Consider the following 15,973-nt stretch of genomic DNA (forward strand, 5'->3'; position numbering starts at 1 on the left):
TTTAACATGCTACTTGCATTTGCTACTTTTATTTAAAACTTTCAATCAGACAAACGCTAGACCGCAACCTTTGCCTTAATCGCAGGATGCGACTCGTAACCATCAACGCTAATGTCTTCGTATTTGAAAACAAAAATATCATTCACATCAGGGTTGAGCGTCAGCGTTGGCAGCGTATATAGCGACCGCGTCAACTGTAATTCAACTTGCTCGCGGTGGTTTTGATAGATATGACAATCACCACCCGTCCAGATAAATTCGCCCACTTCTAATCCGCATACTTGAGCGACCATATGGGTAAGCAAAGCATAACTGGCAATGTTAAATGGCACACCTAAAAATAAATCTGCTGAACGCTGATAGAGCTGGCACGACAGTTTATTGTCTGCCACAAAGAACTGAAATAGCGTATGGCAAGGCGGCAGCGCAACTTGATCTGCTTCACCGGGATTCCAGCCAGATACAATCAAACGTCTTGAATTAGGATTGGTCTTTATTTGCTCAATGACTTGGGTGATTTGATCGACACCATCATTATTGTAGCTTCCATCTTCACGCTGGCTTGCGCCATAATTGCGCCATTGATGACCATAGACAGGCCCTAAATCACCAGCAGGGCGATTAAAGCGCGCTGTCTGTTCAGCCGTTGACCACTCATTCCAAATGCGTACGCCATTGGCTTGCAGATAATCAACATGTGTACTGCCACTTAAAAACCAAAATAGCTCATAAACGATAGATTTAAAGTGGACTTTTTTGGTGGTTAATAAGGGAAAACCATCAGCTAAATTAAAACGTAGCTGCGCGCCAAAGTGGCTCAGTGTGCCAGTGCCAGTACGATCGCCTTTTTCAGTGCCTTCAGTGAGGACAAGACGCAGCAAATCTAGATAGGCTTGCTCGTTTTTACTCTGCTTGTTGTTACTAATAATGGAGTTGCTCATGGTCATAAAATTGCTCTTCTACGCTATTAAAACGCATAGTTATATTGTTTTTTAACAGGCTACTTGATGTGAATTAGTGCTTAATAAGCCGACTGCTTACCCCAGTCATAGATGCCACGTTTATAGGCGTAGATAATTAGGAAGAGGCCAATAATAATCATGGGAGCACTGAGTATCTGACCTTTGGTCATCCAACCTAACAAAATGAATCCTTGGTCCATGTCTGGCTGACGGAAAAACTCAATGATGAAGCGGCTAAAACCATAACCCAACATGAAGACACCGGTCACCGCCATACGTGGACGAGGCTTTGATGAGTACCACCACAAGAACAGAAACAATAATAGACCTTCGGCAAAGGCTTCGTATAGTTGTGATGGGTGACGAGGTAATAAGTACTGACCATTGACCTCAGTCATAATGTCTTGCAGCGCAGGATTGGCTTGTAGTTGCTGCATATCAAAGCTAGCTGCCTGAGGGAAATATGTGAGCCAATTATAGCCACCATCAGAAACGCGACCCCACAGCTCGCCATTGATGTAGTTACCAATACGACCAAATAATAAGCCAGTCGGCACGCAAGGAACGATAAAATCGAGCACCTGAAACGGGGTCTTTTTATATTTACGAGCAAAATATAGCATACCCAGCATGACACCGATCAGGCCACCATGGAATGACATGCCGCCTTCCCAAACCTTGAATAGGTAGGCAGGGTTTTGTAGCAGCTCACCAAATTGATAAAACAACACGTAGCCGATACGACCACCCAAGATGACGCCCAGTGCGCCAAAAAACACCAAGTCGGACACCATGTCAGTGTTCCAATTGTCACGTTTGGTGCTGCGATACCATGCCAGTCCGTAGGCGGCAGCAAATGCCAGTAAATACATCAGTCCATACCAGTGGACTTCGACGGGCCCAAGTGCCAAGGCGACAGGATCGTACTGAGGGTGAATCATCATAAGGGTGTCATAATATTGATAATAAAGTGCTGACTATAATAGCAAAAATAGCCAGTTAGGCATACCAAATTACGGTGAGGCTAATCTCACGGTAACAACTTATCTGCTACGGGTAACATCTAGAAAGAAAGCCAGAAAACCGCTAAGATATAAAAAAATTGCTGAAGATAAGTATCACAAGAAATATTGCGTCGTTTTATTTTATGAAGCGTTAGATAATGTGGGCTTGCGCTAATGCACTGTATTAACGGATTAACTGTATTTTTAAGGAATGATTATGCAAGCTAAGTTATCAAAAGTAGCAATACTACCTAATTTTTTACCCTCTAAAAAACAGTTGACGCCACTGGGTTTATTTGGCTTAGCGGCTTTAGCTTTGACTCCTGCTCAGGCAGCGAACAGTAGTATTGAGCAAGTGACCATTTATCAGGGCTTAGCGAGCGTGACTCGTGCGTTACCAATCAATGGTAGCGGTGAGCAGACACTGGTTTTTTCTTGTTTGTCCCCTTATATCGATAAAGACAGTGTGAGCGTACAAGCAGCAAATGGCATCAATATTGGTGAAGTCAGTATCGAGACTTTAAGCGATGAGCAAGCAGCGCAGTGTCAGTATCAAGGTGAGGCGAGAGTGCAGACACAGCAAGATAATTTGGCAGTTATCAATGCTGAGTTAGAAGCGGCACGCTTAGCTAAAGCTTACTTGCAGAATTTAACCAAGGTCACGCAAATCAGTACAGATGGCACGCTTGCCAATAATGCGCGCGATCTGGAAACACAAGCGGTCAGTATCAATAAACGGATACTAGAAATTCAGCAGCGCCAAGCCCGTGTACAAGATGCGCTCAACCAACTAATGGCGGGCAGCGCGACTTCCACTCAAAATAGTGTAACTCAAGTGAGTGTACGTACTGCCAGTCGAGTACCAAGCAGTGTAAAACTGCACTATCAAGTACGCGGCGCGGGTTGGGAGCCAACGTATCAAGCAAGGCTGAATACTGAAACCAAGCAATTAAATATCATTGCCTCTGCGGTTATTGCCCAGCAGACAGGAGAAAACTGGCTCGATGTCCCTTTGATGCTAAGCTCTGTCAATCCCAATCAAAACACCACCAGCCAATTACCACGAGTTGAGCGCTTTTCTTTATATGAAGAAGATAGAGAAAATCGGACTATATCTGTACCACCTATGGCGGAAAACATGCCTGTTGTGGTATCTGCAAGAGACAGCTATGGCGGTGCCTCGACACCTAACATGGCACCGCTGCCAAGCTTTACCGTTAGCAGTCAGAATAAAAACGGCATTACCGAATATCGCTTACCGCAGCGTATTAGTATTCCAAGCGATGGCAGGCGCGTACGGACGGTCATTGATGAGCAGTCGGGCAGTAGCAAGCTATGGATTCGTAGTACGCCGAGCGTGGAGGCAGCTGGCTATTGGTATGCATCCGCACCGTTCTTGACACCAGCTTGGGTAGATGGTTCGCTACAGCTATACCGTGATGATAATTATGTCGGGCAGGCGCGCTATAATTATCAAGCGCTCAAAGAGCAAGGTATCGGTTTTGGTATTGACCCTAATACTATCGTAAAGCAGATAGCTGATGAAGATAAGCAGGGTGATAAAGGCGCATTTAATCGCACGCAAACCTTGACTAAAACACAAGCTTATCAATTTACCAATCAGCACAACCGATCTATGCATTTACAAGTATTGGGCAGTGAGCCGATTAGCCGTGACGATAGTCTTAAAGTAACCATCACTCATAAACCGCCAGTGACTGAGCGTGACTGGAATGACAATAAAGGTATGGTTGCGTGGGAGTTCGATTTACCAAGTAAACAATCGAAAGTCATACAGTCGACCTCTCAGATTAGTTATCCTGCTAGCAAAAACTTATCAGTGAACTAATTTGTCAGTGAACTAAGTTCACACTTAAATCAAGCTTGGCTGTTTGCTAGGCATATTTTTAGCAAAATTAGGAGTCTTATGTGTATTGTCGCCATTGCTTGGCAACTGTTTGATGAGCTGCCTTTGGTGTTATTGTCCAATCGCGATGAGTTTTTGCAGCGTCCGACAGAGCTGCTACATCAATGGGAAGATAAGCCTGTTTTTGCAGGACGCGATGTACAAAGTGGCGGTACTTGGCTAGGTATTCATCAACAGCCCCATCAAGCCAATCATCAGGACGGTCATCAAGCGCCTGAAGAATATTATCAGCAAAATGGACGTTGGGCTGCGGTATTGAATTTTCGCGATGGCGTGCAGGCAAGCTCTGATGAGTGCTCACGCGGGGCGCTAGTCACGGATTTCTTAACCAGTGATATAAGTCCGATGGAGTTTGCACGGCAGATTAGTTTGCAAAACTATGCTGGGTTCAATCTCATTATTGGTGATATGACACAAGCCGTTATTGTCAATAATCGTGGTCATGCTCCTATGCCACTATATGCAGGACTGCATATCATTTCCAATGGTCAGCCTGAGGACAGCTGGTTTAAAACTGAAAAGCTGCGAGGTAGGCTGCGCCAAGAAGTATTGCCACTAATCGCTGAGAATAGCGAACCTAAGTACTGGCAAGAAGCGGCCTTTGCGGTATTGTCTGACAATACGCAAGCGCCAGTGGATAAGCTGCCGGAGACTGGAGTGGCTGTTGAGATTGAGCAGATTCTGTCTTCTATTTATATAGAGCCTGTCACTTTTAATCATACGCAAAATAATTTGCCCACTTATGCGACACGTACCCAAAGCATTTTAACCCTGAAATGTCATTCTCAGTTGGCAGCTTCCGCAGTGGATGATATTGCTAGATTAGTAAGCCGAGAGTGTCAGCATGACAGTTATAAAGAATGTCGACATGATAGTCATAAGTAGCCTATGGGTTTCTAATCTATTAGCTTTTTCATCTACTCTTAATGAGGCTCACGTACAATTTCTATGAGAAGTTTGATACTACAGTTTTAATATCTAACAATAGAGAATCACCAATCCCTTTATTAAAGAATGGATTTCACTTTAAATTACTATTTATATGGCGTAAGATAAATATAGATATCACTAAAGTTCATACCAGCTGAGTAAATGTTTATAAAACAAGGAGTGTGAAATGAGCATGATGAAGTCACTGATATTTATTGAACCAGGTAAAATTGAAATTGTAGATAAAAAAATCCCTGATGTCGGCCCTAATGATGCCTTGATAAAAATTACCACCACGACCATTTGTGGTACTGACATCCATATCTTTAAAGGTGAGTATGCCGTTGCAAAAGGCTTAACCATTGGTCACGAGCCAGTAGGTATCATTGAAAAGCTTGGTAGCGCAGTCATGGGCTATGAAGAAGGGCAGCGAGTCATTGCTGGCGCCATTTGTCCAACGTTTACCTCCTATGCCAGTCAAGATGGTTTCCCGTCACAAGACGGTGGTTATCTTGATGCAGATGGTAGATGTTCTTGTCACGGTTATAAAGCCACAGGCGGCTGGCGCTTTGGTAATCACATTGATGGTACGCAAGCAGAGTATGTGCTAGTGCCAGATGCGCAGGCCAATCTATGTCCAGTGCCAGATGGACTGACGGATGAGCAAGTGTTGATGTGCCCTGACATTATGTCGACAGGCTTCAAAGGCGCAGAAAACGCCAATATTCAGATTGGTGATGTGGTTGCTGTATTTGCACAAGGACCTATCGGTTTATGCGCTACTGCTGGTGCAAGGATTAAAGGTGCCTCAATGATTATCGCTGTCGATGGCAATAATGACCGTTTGGCCATGGCAAAGAAACTGGGAGCAGATATTACTCTAAACTTTACAGAAGTTGACGTGGTTGATGAGATCATGAAAATCACTGGTGGTCGCGGGGTGGATAGCAGTATCGAGGGGTTAAGTTTACAGTCTACGTTTGAGCAATGTCTCAAAATATTAAAACCAGGCGGTACACTCTCAAGTTTGGGTGTGTATTCTGAAGATTTAGTCATTCCAATGGCTCATTTCGCCTCTGGTCTTGGCGATCATACGATAAGAACGGCTCTCTGCCCAGGAGGTAAAGAGCGTATGCGCCGATTGATGAATGTCATCGAGTCGGGTCGAGTAGATTTATCAGAGATGGTGACGCATACCTATGCCTTGGATGATATTGTAGAGGCCTATGACTTGTTCATGCATCAGCGTGACGGCGTACTAAAAATTGCTATCAAGCCATAATTATTCCGCAAGATATAATCGCTATATAATAGAAGAGCCTGCATCTAAAGGATACAGGCTCTTCTATTACGTGTTACTTTTAATCAAAATGTCAGTTCATCCTATCAACAAGTGATTGTCTTGTTCAGGAATAATCAGCTCTTGCCTTAGAGGTAGCTCAGGCACTAGCTCTTGCAAAGCGCGGCGGTATACCCCGCGTTTAAAGTGAATCACTTGTCCAAGTGGATACCAGTAACTGACCCATTGCCAATGATCAAATTCTGGTTTGCCCTCATCAAAGCGGATATGTTGAGTGTTCGTCTCATCTAAGCGTAGCAAAAACCATTTCTGTTTTTGCCCAATACATAAAGGGTGCTGTCCATGCCGCACATAGCGTTTTGGCAGACGATAACGCAACCAATCTTGCGTCACTGCCAATAAGTCTACATGACGCGGATGCAGGCCGACCTCTTCCCAGAGCTCGCGATACATCGCATCCATCGGCGTCTCCCCACGGTCGATACCGCCTTGTGGGAACTGCCAAGCGTTGTGACCAATACGTTTTGCCCACAGAACCTGCCCTTGTGTATTTGCCAAGATGATGCCGACATTGGCGCGAAAGCCGTCTGCATCTATCATGATTAAACCTTTTCAATTTATTTAAAATAGCTTATTTTGAGCTAGAACCGTGACAGCAATCATAATTATTATAAGGTGATGGTTGTCGATATTAGGTCAAAATAAGATTCATTACCGTTATTAAACCAAGAAACAAGCAAAATGTGTAACAGTATTTTGCTATAAAATGTTTCACGAGCTTAACTGTTTAAAATCAACCAGTTATAATTAAACTTTTGTAATGTTTTTTGGGGAACCTTACTACAAATATAGGTTTGAATAATAAGAGGATAAGTAGGAATAATAAACAGTAGGCGCTATATGAATATTAATTCACTGCTAAGAAAATTTTAGTAAAAAGGTTTAATTAAAAATAAGGCAGCAAAAGACAAATAGATGAGCCATTCATAATGATAATGATTTTGGATGATAATGGCTCGATAAAATGTGCCATTGGCTTATGCTACACTAGCCAAGTAAAACATATTGCCAGAAAATAAAAATCGGGCAACGAGCTAATTAAAATAAGGAATGGTCAAGATGTCAGAGTCAAAAGCAAGTGTAACGTGGCAAGAAAACAAAGCATTTATGGGCGTGTCACCATCAGGGCATAATGTACAGATCGATGCCGATAAAGAAAAAGGCGCAAGTCCGATGGAGCTGATTCTATTGGGGCTTGGTGGTTGTGCTAGCTATGATGTGGTAGCGATTTTACAAAAATCGCGTCAAGAGGTGACAGACGTACGCTGTGAGCTGACCGCTCAGCGTGCTGAAACTGTACCAGCTGTCTATACTGACATTCACATGCATTTTGTGGTGACAGGACAAGATGTCAAAGAAAGCCAAGTAGAGAAGGCCATAAAACTGTCCGCAGAAAAATACTGCTCGGCCAGTAGAATGTTGGTACAAGGTGGGGTGAACGTCACCCATGATTTCGAAGTGATTGCAGGGTAGGGGCAAGTATACTAATGAATGCACTTCTGGAATTAGTCTCTAATACCGCAGCGTCCGCCATTTGGGCTATGGTCGTAGCAAGTTTACTACCGCTTGCCATGGCATTGACAGCGAAAGCTATTGGCGGCTTTAATTTGGCTGACAATGCCCATCCACGTGATTTTTTACAAGGTACGACGGGCGCGGCCGCACGTGCTAACGCTGCTCAGCAAAACAGCTATGAGACGTTGCCAATATTTTTGGCAGCAGTACTGACGGCGATGCTGTTCTTTGTACCACAATCGATTATCAATATACTGGCTTGGTTGTACGTGCTGATTCGTATCGGTTTTTGCGTGGCTTATATTACTAATTTGGCGACGTTTCGCTCCATACTTTGGGTGTTATCGATTGCCTGTTGTTTGATGTTATTCTATTTAGCGATTAGAGTGAGTGTTTAATCTTATTCGTTAGACAGATTGGCTTTAAGATAAAAGCAGCTATTATTGGCGCACACTGGCTTGCAGTGCACTAATGATAGCTGCTTTATTTTTTTCTCTTTTAATACTGTCCCATAAAACTTTTGCTTCGCTATAGCCTTTGATGAGCATCGCAAGCCATTGCTTATAACGACCCACTAATATCACCTCAGTTTTAGCCCGACCTTCCAAAAATCTTATCTGATGGGTGACCATTGCTTCCCACGACAACGTTGCTGCACTTAGCATGGCATCATCTGAACCGCAATCCACGCGAGCAACCAAATCTGGACGGGTAACCGCGCCGCGACCTAACATCAGATGTTCTGTACCAGCTTGAGTCATACAGTTTTGCGCGTGCTCGGCATTCCATATTTCACCGTTGGCAATGACTGGAATATCTAGCCCATTAAAACGTTGAATCTTGTCCCAATAGGCTGGTGGTTTATAGCCTTGGGTTTTGGTTCGTGCATGAATGGTCAGCCAATCAGTACCACTGTCGCTAATTGCAGCTTTGATATCCTCCATGCGACTGGTATCGGTGTAACCTAAACGAATTTTGGCTGATACTGGAATATGAACGGGAACAGCTTGCCGCACCGCGCTGATAATCTGATACATGGTTTCGGGTTCATCCAATAATACTGAACCACCACGGTGGCTATTGACAGTCTTGGCAGGGCAACCAAAGTTGATATCAATTGCTGGTGCACCAAGCGCGGCAGCATAAGCAGCATTTTCTGCCATTAATTGCGCTTCACTACCGAGCAACTGGACATGAATAGGCGTGCCAGAGGCAGTTTTAGCATCATGACGCAGTTCTGGAACGTATTTATAAAATACATGCGCAGGCAATACGTGCTGAGTCACACGGATAAATTCGCTAACCGACCAATCATAAGGGCGACCCAAGTCCGATGCAATTTGCGTGAGGATTTGCCGCATTAATGGGTCGGTCAAGCCTTCCATTGGTGCAAGGAGGCGGACGGGATTGGCGAATAACTGACGGATGGTATTTTGACGTATTTGAAGTTGCTGATTAGTATTCATGCTTGTTGTTCACTGCTAAAAAGGTGCTATTAAAGGATTGCCATAAAGACAGGTAGACTAGAGGTTTAGAGTGGCAAATACAGAGAGTGACTAACTGAGAAAAATTAAGTATTACCAAAAATCACTTTTTTACCTGTCTGCAAACCTGATATTAAGTCTTTAATATTATGGATGTCCAAATTGCTCTGGGCACGTGTGCAAGCGACGTAGAGCAAACGCAACTCTTCAGGGCTTATTTTGACCGCATTGGTCGTCACATCATAATAAAAGTCATCGTCCAGCTGTACCTTTCCCCATTCGAGCCCTTTCGCTTTATGGGCAGTGGAGATAACATAATCAGCATTTTCGATACTGGTCAAACTATTGACCGCTTGGCTCAGGACATTGGTGCCATGATCATCGACGAGTTTCACCAGTGTTTTTAGATCACTGCCTTCATTGGTTTCAGAATACTCTTGCACATCGCCCCAATTATAAAAATATGCCAGTTCGGGTACGCCATACGCCGATTTACCATTCTTTAAATTTTCAGCTGCCTGACAAAATTTAAGCATACGATCGGTATCGGCTTGTAGCGCTACCCTATGACCTAATTTTAAACCAGTTAATAATTGCGACATTGCGGCGGCATTAGTGCGGCAAAGGATGGCATCTTTTTTACTATGTACCATACCCTTATCAGTAGAAGACTGCTTATTAGGATTGCCTTTTAACGGGACGTCTTCTTGCAATGCTTTGAGCAAAGTATTGGCAATCTCAGCAATCGGTTCGCCAAAACGAAACGACTGCGTCAATAAGGTTTGCGGTAAGGGCAGTTTTTTCATCGCATTGACTGCGCCGCGCCATTCATAAATCTGCTGATGAGCGTCACCCACATAAATCACTTGCCGTGGCTGCTGGGTCAAAATTCCCATCATCAAGGGATCGGCATCTTGGGCTTCATCAAACAAAATAAAATCAGCGGGAATACTGGGTTTAGACAGTGCCCAAAGTTTCAGATAAATATCATGCCCGATACCAGCGGGATGGCGCGCATCAATCGACTGTAGCCAACGCTGCTCGACGGCTGGATAGAGCATTTCGCGCAGCTGCTCGGCATCAGAATCATCGAGCCAGCTGGGAAATAATATATGTCTAGGTGCAGGATAACTGGCATGGGTACTACAAAAATTGCTGACAGCATCACTGACGAATCGCGACAGTCGGGCTGGGGTGAGGGTGATATATTTGTTTATACCATCCATTTGCCGACGTACTTGGACGGGCTGCAAACCCAAATCATCACCCAAACGCTTGGGTGAAAAACGCGGCAACGACAGCTTAGCAGTGATATCACGGGCGACATGCCGATAAGCAAGCGAATGAAAGGTGCGACATTCTACATGCGGTGGAAACTTTGAGCGTGCATCATTAGCAATGGTTTTGTTAAAGGCTAAGTATAAGCCGCGGCCACGCAAACGCTCACCAATCAGTTTTAAGGTCGTCGTCTTACCAGCACCCGCATAAGCCACCACTTTAAATGACTTGTGATCCATCGCCATGTTAAGCGCGCTCAGCTGCTCATCAGTGGGATCGCTCATATAAGCTGGCATAGATGCGGACATAAAAAATTACCTAAAAGAGTAAAACGGATCAAAAATGACGGGGGTAAAAAAAGCCACTGCATAGACAATGGCTGACTCATCATGTGCACTTGCAAAATTCTCGCAAGCGCACATGACAATAATACAAAAATTCATAGAAAATAAAGGTGGAAATCAGCAGGTTATAGTAACAGATTAGCGCGTTGGCTGTTTTTGGAATAAGTATCTGATAAGTGATGTTATTCTTTATTTAACCCTGTATCGCTTGCTAAAGCAGGGCTGTGCTCTTCTTTAATTAAAATTTTCGCTAAAAACAATCCTAGCTCAAACAACAACCACATCGGAATGGCGAGCATCAACATCGACACCCCATCAGGCGGTGTCACGACCGCAGCAACGGCGAAACAGCCGACAATAATATAACGGCGTTTATCTTCTAAGCTCTGAATGGAGACGACGCGAGTCAATATCAATAGCAAGGTGACGACTGGAATCTCAAAGGTTATACCAAAGACCATAAAGAGTTTGAGTGCAAAACTTAAATAACTATCGATATCGGTCATTGGCAAGACGTTCTGCGGCGCGAACATAATAAAAAATTTGAGAACGCCTTTGAGGACAATAAAATAAGAGAAAGCCACACCCGCATAAAATAAAAATATAGAGGACATCAAAACGGGAATGGCGATTTTTTTCTCTTTTTTATATAAACCGGGTGCGACAAACGACCAGATTTGATACAAAATGTAGGGCATTGCAAAGAATGCTGCGACAAAAACAGTCAGGCGTATCGGTGCCATAAAGTTGGAAGTGATATCCGTCGCGATCATCGTTGCGTTGGCAGGTAACTGAGCAACCAATGGGTTGGACAAAAAATCATAGAGCTCGCGTGAAAATCCGACCAAGGCTAAAAATATGACCAGTACGGCAACACATATCTTAATCAAATGACGACGTAGGTCAATTAAGTGCTCAGTAATAGGCATATCACCAAGTGAGCTTAAGATATCGCCAGAGTCCTCAGTATTGCTGTCGACATTACCATCAATGGTAGCTGTTGAGGTCTCAATATCTGAATCCGCGACTTTTTCTTGACGGCTTTTTTTACGTTTAAATAAGCCCACTAATGACTCTCCTGCTCATGAACAGAAGCCTGTTTAGGTAAAGGACTGTCTATATGGCTGTTTAGTAAGATATCGGCTTTATAATTTGGTAAGTAGGGCGGTTGCGGCAAACGACGCGCTTTATCATAAGCACCAAGACGAAACCACATATTTTCCCACGGTCTAGTTGTGATGGTTTGAGACACTGGATTGGCGCTATCGTTACAGTCAGTTTTTGGACTATCATTATCACCTTGTGCCGATGACTGTTCAGGGCTTTCTGGTTTCTCAGCCTGTCTATTACTGTCATAGGCGTAGTCAAACGCTTTTGGCTGCACTGGTCGATTATCATCATTCTCACTACTGGCTTGACTACTTTGACTAGGCGTATTGTCATTGCCTGGATCACGCGATGCTTTTAAATGCTGGTTTTGCGAGGATTCAAACTCTTGCATACTGCCGCGCATCTCCGCCATCTCACGCCTCATATCTGCTTCAGTCTGGCGAATTTTGGCCAGCTCTTTTTGCATAAGCTGGCGGGTCTCTGCCAAATCAAGCTCAGCTTCGATTTCAGATTGCAGGGTGGATACCGTGCGGCGAATTTTGGCATACCATTGCCCAGCGGTACGCGCTGCCTGTGGCAGTTTTTCTGGGCCCAAGACGATTAGGGCGATAACACCAAAGAGGAGTAGTTCAGAAAAGCCGATATCAAACATAATGTTCCGATGTCATTGTATAAAAGGTCACTGTCTAGAGGCTATACATTATGCGTGTCATCAACCTTGGTGGTTGTTGGGCGCTCTTCAGTGTGTGCATTGCCATCATGATCGAGCACCACATGCTTTTTAACATGCTCAGTATTTTCGTCTTTGACCGCTTCTTTGAAGCCTTTGACTGCGCCGCCCAAATCTTTGCCAGCATTTCTAAGCTTTGAGGTGCCAAATACGACCACCACTACCACCAATAAAATCAGCCAATGCGTAATAGAAAAACTACCCATAAAGGTATCCTTGTGTCTTGGTTTTCAGTCTTTGTATGCCTACTTTGGGTGTATCGAATATCGTTATACTCAATAAACAGCCTTGGCATACAATGCGAAGTAAAACAGAGCTATATTATAACCTGCACTTGTGACAAAAAGGTGAAATCAACAATAATCAAACAGGGCAATCGCCAAGCTTATAGAAACTATCGCGCCGCCTTTAGAAACTATCGCGCCGCCTTTTCATCGATACCTGATAGACCAAAACGTCGACCTAGCTCGTTTAATACCGCATCCGACTCAATATCGAACCACGCCAGTCCTACTAATGTATGAAACCAGACATCGGCCACCTCATAGATAAGCTCGTGACGAGCGTCATCATATTGCGCTTTATTACTATTTTCGTCGCAATTGGCAAAATCTTTGGCGGCAATGATACTTTCAGTACTCTCTTCACCAACTTTCTCTAGAATTTTATTTAAACCCTTTGCGTATAAGCTTGCCACGTACGAGCTATCAGCATCCGCTTGTTTACGCTCTGCCAATACACCGTCAAGCTGCTGCAAAATAGAGCGGTTAGTAGTGTCATGGTGACTGTGATTGGCATCTGAAGGGATTACATCGTGAGCCTGCGTCTCTTTAGTTTCAGGAGTGGCTTTTTCTGCGTCGCTTGAATGATAAATATCAGCAGGGTCTTTTAATACCTTATCGACGGTTTGCCATTCCGGCGTTTGGCCCGACAAATCTAAACGCTGATAGAAGCAAGATTCGCGACCAGTATGGCAAGCGATACCGCCAGCCTGAGTGACACTAAGTACAATCACGTCTGCATCACAGTCCAAGCGAATATCATGTACGGTCTGAGTATGACCCGATGACTCGCCCTTATGCCACAATTTGGCACGTGAGCGCGAAAAATAAACCGCTGTCTGTGTTTGCGCGGTTAACTGTAGTGCTTCGGCATTCATCCAAGCCATCATCAAAATACGCCCAGACTTATGATCTTGAGCAATTGCAGGAATCAAACCATCATCATTAAATTTTATGGCAGCCAGCCAAGCAGGTAAAGTCATAATATATCTGTCTTCTTATTTATATAGAAATCAAAGGGGAATAAGTGAATCGTAACGGATTCTATTTATGGTCTGAATAAAAAAGCGGTTGGTGTTAGGGCATGTCCTCAATATCAAATCCTGTAGAGATGTGGGTACAGCGCTTCTTTCATAATTTTATCAAGTGCAATCGATTTATTGAGGCGAAAGTCATAATTGACAAAATGCTGCCGCGCCTTGGCTACTGTTTCTCCATTATGCATACGGGTGATTTTTATCACTATAGTGCCACCCTTATCGTATAACGGCTCAACGCCTACTTCAAATAATAGCTCTTCACGCGCCCGTATGCGACTGACAATACTTAGCTGTAACTCATCGATAATTAAACCGTGATAATCTGCATCGATCTCTTTAATACCTTTAGAGTAAAAAAATCTTTGCCGCGCCTCACATAGCAATGCCGTCAATGATTCGAGCGTCAGGTACTGAGCCATATCAAGCTCAATATGACGCACACGCATCACTGTTTCAAAGACAAATATGTCGTTATCAAAGTCTAATTCTTGTTTTGACACGTTATCTCCTAGATTGATTACAGGCTATGAGTGCTGCTAATCATAGTGTAGGTTGGTAGCGTCATCATCGTACAGTAGACGCTCGATAAGTGTGATAAATAACTTTGTATTATTAGCGCTCAGCTTATAATAAGGTTCAGTCTCTACTTAAGCACAGCTTAAGCTGACATTCAATCTATTTGGCGGTAAATCCGCAGTTTTATGAGTGTTTTGACTAAAATCTTTATAAATGGGCTCATACCCATTATCCACTGTCATGCCTACTAGGGCGTGTCCTCATTTTAAAAATGATGATAAGAATGATATAAATTGCCGTCAAAAAGGGAAAATAGCGCAAATAATATCGAGATATGAATCAACTATTTGACTTAGCTTGGCAAAATTTAACCGTTTTCAGTCCATTTATTTGCTTTCGTTCAGATTGAGGACACGCCCTAGGCGAGGTGTAAAAGTTTCCTTGGCAAAACAGCGCATTATCTGCTAAAATACCGCCTCCCACCTCGAGGCAAATAGAGGTTTAGTGGGTGTTTTTACAGCCACTATTCGTTATTAACTATTTGACGACCAGGTTCTATCAAAGACAAAGAGGCAAATCATCATGAAAGTTAAGATGAAAACCAGAAGCGGTGCAGCTAAACGCTTCAAAAAAACAGCGAACGGCTTCAAGCGTAAGCAAGCAAACAAAAGCCATATCTTGACCAAGAAATCAGCTAAGCGTATTCGCCAGTTGCGCGGTCTAAAGATGGTGGACAAGTCTGACGAAGCAGCAGTTCGTCGCATGTGCCCATACATCTAGTAGGCTATCGTCATTTAGCTTTAATGAAGCGCTGTTTAATTTATGGCGACTGGATTAAAAATATCTGACTTTGCAATCTGATAGCGATGTCTACTATTCGATGACATCGTGATTCGTTTAATAATGATTAAAGAAATCTTGGAGTAATTTATGGCCCGTGTAAAACGTGGTGTACAGGCGAATCGTCGTCACAAAAAAATCCTAAAACGCGCAAAAGGCTACTACGGTGCCCGTTCACGTGTTTACCGCGTAGCGGTACAAGCAGTGACCAAAGCTGGTCAATATGCTTATCGTGACCGTCGCAACAAAAAACGTACTTTCCGTCGTCTTTGGATTGCACGTATCAATGCTGGTGCACGCTTAAACGGTTTAAGCTACAGCCGCTTTATCAATGGCATGAAATTGGCTAACATCACTGTCGATCGTCGCGTACTTGCTGACATCGCTATGCATGATGCAGCGACTTTCACAGCGTTGGTTGAAAAAGCAAAAGCGGCATTAGCATAAATATTAACCTTCCTTTAGGGTTGCTGCTTGTTTAGTCAGAATTTACAAGTAGTTATCTATATGGACAGGGATAATATTGATTAATAGTATGATATTAATAAAAGCTACCGCTGGTCGGTGGCTTTTTTTATATCACATCATCTAATGTTACCGCATTTTTTGAGCACTAGTGCTAAATATGCTTTGTTGAGATAGCTTTTATCAT

17 protein-coding genes are annotated in these 15,973 nt (G+C 43.5%); 7 read left to right on the top strand and 10 right to left on the bottom strand.

Annotation, left to right across the window (positions count from 1 at the left end):
• Window positions 1-56 precede the first annotated feature (56 nt).
• Both ACP69U_RS10485 and lgt read right to left on the bottom strand, forming a co-directional pair.
• On the bottom strand, window positions 57-947 hold the full coding sequence (locus tag ACP69U_RS10485; protein ID WP_426138498.1) for a thymidylate synthase: 891 nt from the start codon (window positions 945-947) through the stop codon (window positions 57-59).
• A gap of 74 nt (window positions 948-1,021) precedes the next feature.
• On the bottom strand, window positions 1,022-1,906 hold the full coding sequence (gene lgt / locus ACP69U_RS10490) for a prolipoprotein diacylglyceryl transferase (RefSeq protein WP_426138499.1): 885 nt from the start codon (window positions 1,904-1,906) through the stop codon (window positions 1,022-1,024).
• 277 nt (window positions 1,907-2,183) lie between these two features.
• Here lgt and ACP69U_RS10495 point away from each other — a divergent pair, with 277 nt between their 5' ends.
• The 3 genes from ACP69U_RS10495 to ACP69U_RS10505 all read left to right on the top strand — a co-directional run bounded on the left by ACP69U_RS10495 (window position 2,184) and on the right by ACP69U_RS10505 (window position 6,105).
• Window positions 2,184-3,815 carry a DUF4139 domain-containing protein gene (locus ACP69U_RS10495; RefSeq protein WP_227676698.1) on the top strand — a complete coding sequence of 544 codons (1,632 nt, stop codon included), beginning with the start codon at window positions 2,184-2,186 and terminating at the stop codon, window positions 3,813-3,815.
• A gap of 78 nt (window positions 3,816-3,893) precedes the next feature.
• A complete protein-coding gene (locus ACP69U_RS10500) occupies window positions 3,894-4,778 on the top strand; it encodes an NRDE family protein (protein WP_426138500.1) in 885 nt (294 codons plus the stop codon).
• Between the two features lie 232 nt (window positions 4,779-5,010).
• Window positions 5,011-6,105, top strand: coding sequence for an NAD(P)-dependent alcohol dehydrogenase (locus ACP69U_RS10505; RefSeq protein WP_426138501.1), 1,095 nt, complete (start codon window positions 5,011-5,013; stop codon window positions 6,103-6,105).
• 96 nt (window positions 6,106-6,201) lie between these two features.
• On the opposite strand, the gene ACP69U_RS10510 is transcribed toward ACP69U_RS10505, so the two are convergent.
• Window positions 6,202-6,723, bottom strand: a complete 522-nt coding sequence (locus ACP69U_RS10510; protein ID WP_045452438.1) for an RNA pyrophosphohydrolase — start codon at window positions 6,721-6,723, stop codon at window positions 6,202-6,204.
• A 519-nt stretch (window positions 6,724-7,242) separates the two neighbouring features.
• On the opposite strand from ACP69U_RS10510, the gene ACP69U_RS10515 reads away from it, so the two are divergent.
• Both ACP69U_RS10515 and ACP69U_RS10520 read left to right on the top strand, forming a co-directional pair.
• Window positions 7,243-7,656 (top strand): OsmC family protein, encoded by a 414-nt coding sequence (locus ACP69U_RS10515; RefSeq protein WP_055125345.1) that lies wholly within the window; start codon window positions 7,243-7,245, stop codon window positions 7,654-7,656.
• 14 nt (window positions 7,657-7,670) lie between these two features.
• Complete coding sequence (locus ACP69U_RS10520; RefSeq protein ID WP_426138502.1) at window positions 7,671-8,096, top strand: MAPEG family protein; 426 nt, start codon at window positions 7,671-7,673, stop codon at window positions 8,094-8,096.
• A 42-nt stretch (window positions 8,097-8,138) separates the two neighbouring features.
• On the opposite strand, the gene ACP69U_RS10525 is transcribed toward ACP69U_RS10520, so the two are convergent.
• The 7 genes from ACP69U_RS10525 to ACP69U_RS10555 all read right to left on the bottom strand — a co-directional run bounded on the left by ACP69U_RS10525 (window position 8,139) and on the right by ACP69U_RS10555 (window position 14,465).
• On the bottom strand, window positions 8,139-9,164 hold the full coding sequence (locus tag ACP69U_RS10525) for a tRNA dihydrouridine synthase (protein WP_426138503.1): 1,026 nt from the start codon (window positions 9,162-9,164) through the stop codon (window positions 8,139-8,141).
• A gap of 104 nt (window positions 9,165-9,268) precedes the next feature.
• Window positions 9,269-10,768 (bottom strand): UvrD-helicase domain-containing protein, encoded by a 1,500-nt coding sequence (locus ACP69U_RS10530; protein ID WP_055125342.1) that lies wholly within the window; start codon window positions 10,766-10,768, stop codon window positions 9,269-9,271.
• Between the two features lie 218 nt (window positions 10,769-10,986).
• Complete coding sequence (gene tatC / locus ACP69U_RS10535) at window positions 10,987-11,871, bottom strand: twin-arginine translocase subunit TatC (protein ID WP_426138504.1); 885 nt, start codon at window positions 11,869-11,871, stop codon at window positions 10,987-10,989.
• Window positions 11,871-12,566 (bottom strand): Sec-independent protein translocase protein TatB, encoded by a 696-nt coding sequence (tatB, locus tag ACP69U_RS10540; RefSeq protein WP_426138505.1) that lies wholly within the window; start codon window positions 12,564-12,566, stop codon window positions 11,871-11,873. The genes tatC and tatB overlap by 1 nt, the downstream gene beginning before the upstream one ends.
• Before the next feature lie 41 nt (window positions 12,567-12,607).
• Window positions 12,608-12,850 (bottom strand): Sec-independent protein translocase subunit TatA, encoded by a 243-nt coding sequence (tatA, locus tag ACP69U_RS10545; protein WP_060491960.1) that lies wholly within the window; start codon window positions 12,848-12,850, stop codon window positions 12,608-12,610.
• A gap of 209 nt (window positions 12,851-13,059) precedes the next feature.
• The gene (gene hisIE / locus ACP69U_RS10550) at window positions 13,060-13,908 is read right to left on the bottom strand and encodes a bifunctional phosphoribosyl-AMP cyclohydrolase/phosphoribosyl-ATP diphosphatase HisIE (protein ID WP_426138506.1); all 849 of its coding nucleotides are present in this window, start codon (window positions 13,906-13,908) and stop codon (window positions 13,060-13,062) included.
• Between the two features lie 113 nt (window positions 13,909-14,021).
• Complete coding sequence (locus ACP69U_RS10555) at window positions 14,022-14,465, bottom strand: acyl-CoA thioesterase (protein ID WP_426138507.1); 444 nt, start codon at window positions 14,463-14,465, stop codon at window positions 14,022-14,024.
• Window positions 14,466-15,063: 598 nt separating this feature from the next.
• Between ACP69U_RS10555 and rpmI the strand changes: the two genes are divergently transcribed.
• Together rpmI and rplT are read left to right on the top strand one after the other, a co-directional pair.
• Window positions 15,064-15,261 (top strand): 50S ribosomal protein L35, encoded by a 198-nt coding sequence (rpmI, locus tag ACP69U_RS10560; protein WP_010197866.1) that lies wholly within the window; start codon window positions 15,064-15,066, stop codon window positions 15,259-15,261.
• 150 nt (window positions 15,262-15,411) lie between these two features.
• Entirely contained in the window at window positions 15,412-15,768 is a 357-nt protein-coding gene (gene rplT, locus ACP69U_RS10565; protein WP_025651520.1) for a 50S ribosomal protein L20, read from the top strand.
• Window positions 15,769-15,973: the final 205 nt, after the last annotated feature.

Origin of the sequence: Psychrobacter sp. TWR1-1-1, assembly GCF_049895865.1 — a bacterium.
Lineage (GTDB): Bacteria > Pseudomonadota > Gammaproteobacteria > Pseudomonadales > Moraxellaceae > Psychrobacter > Psychrobacter immobilis_A.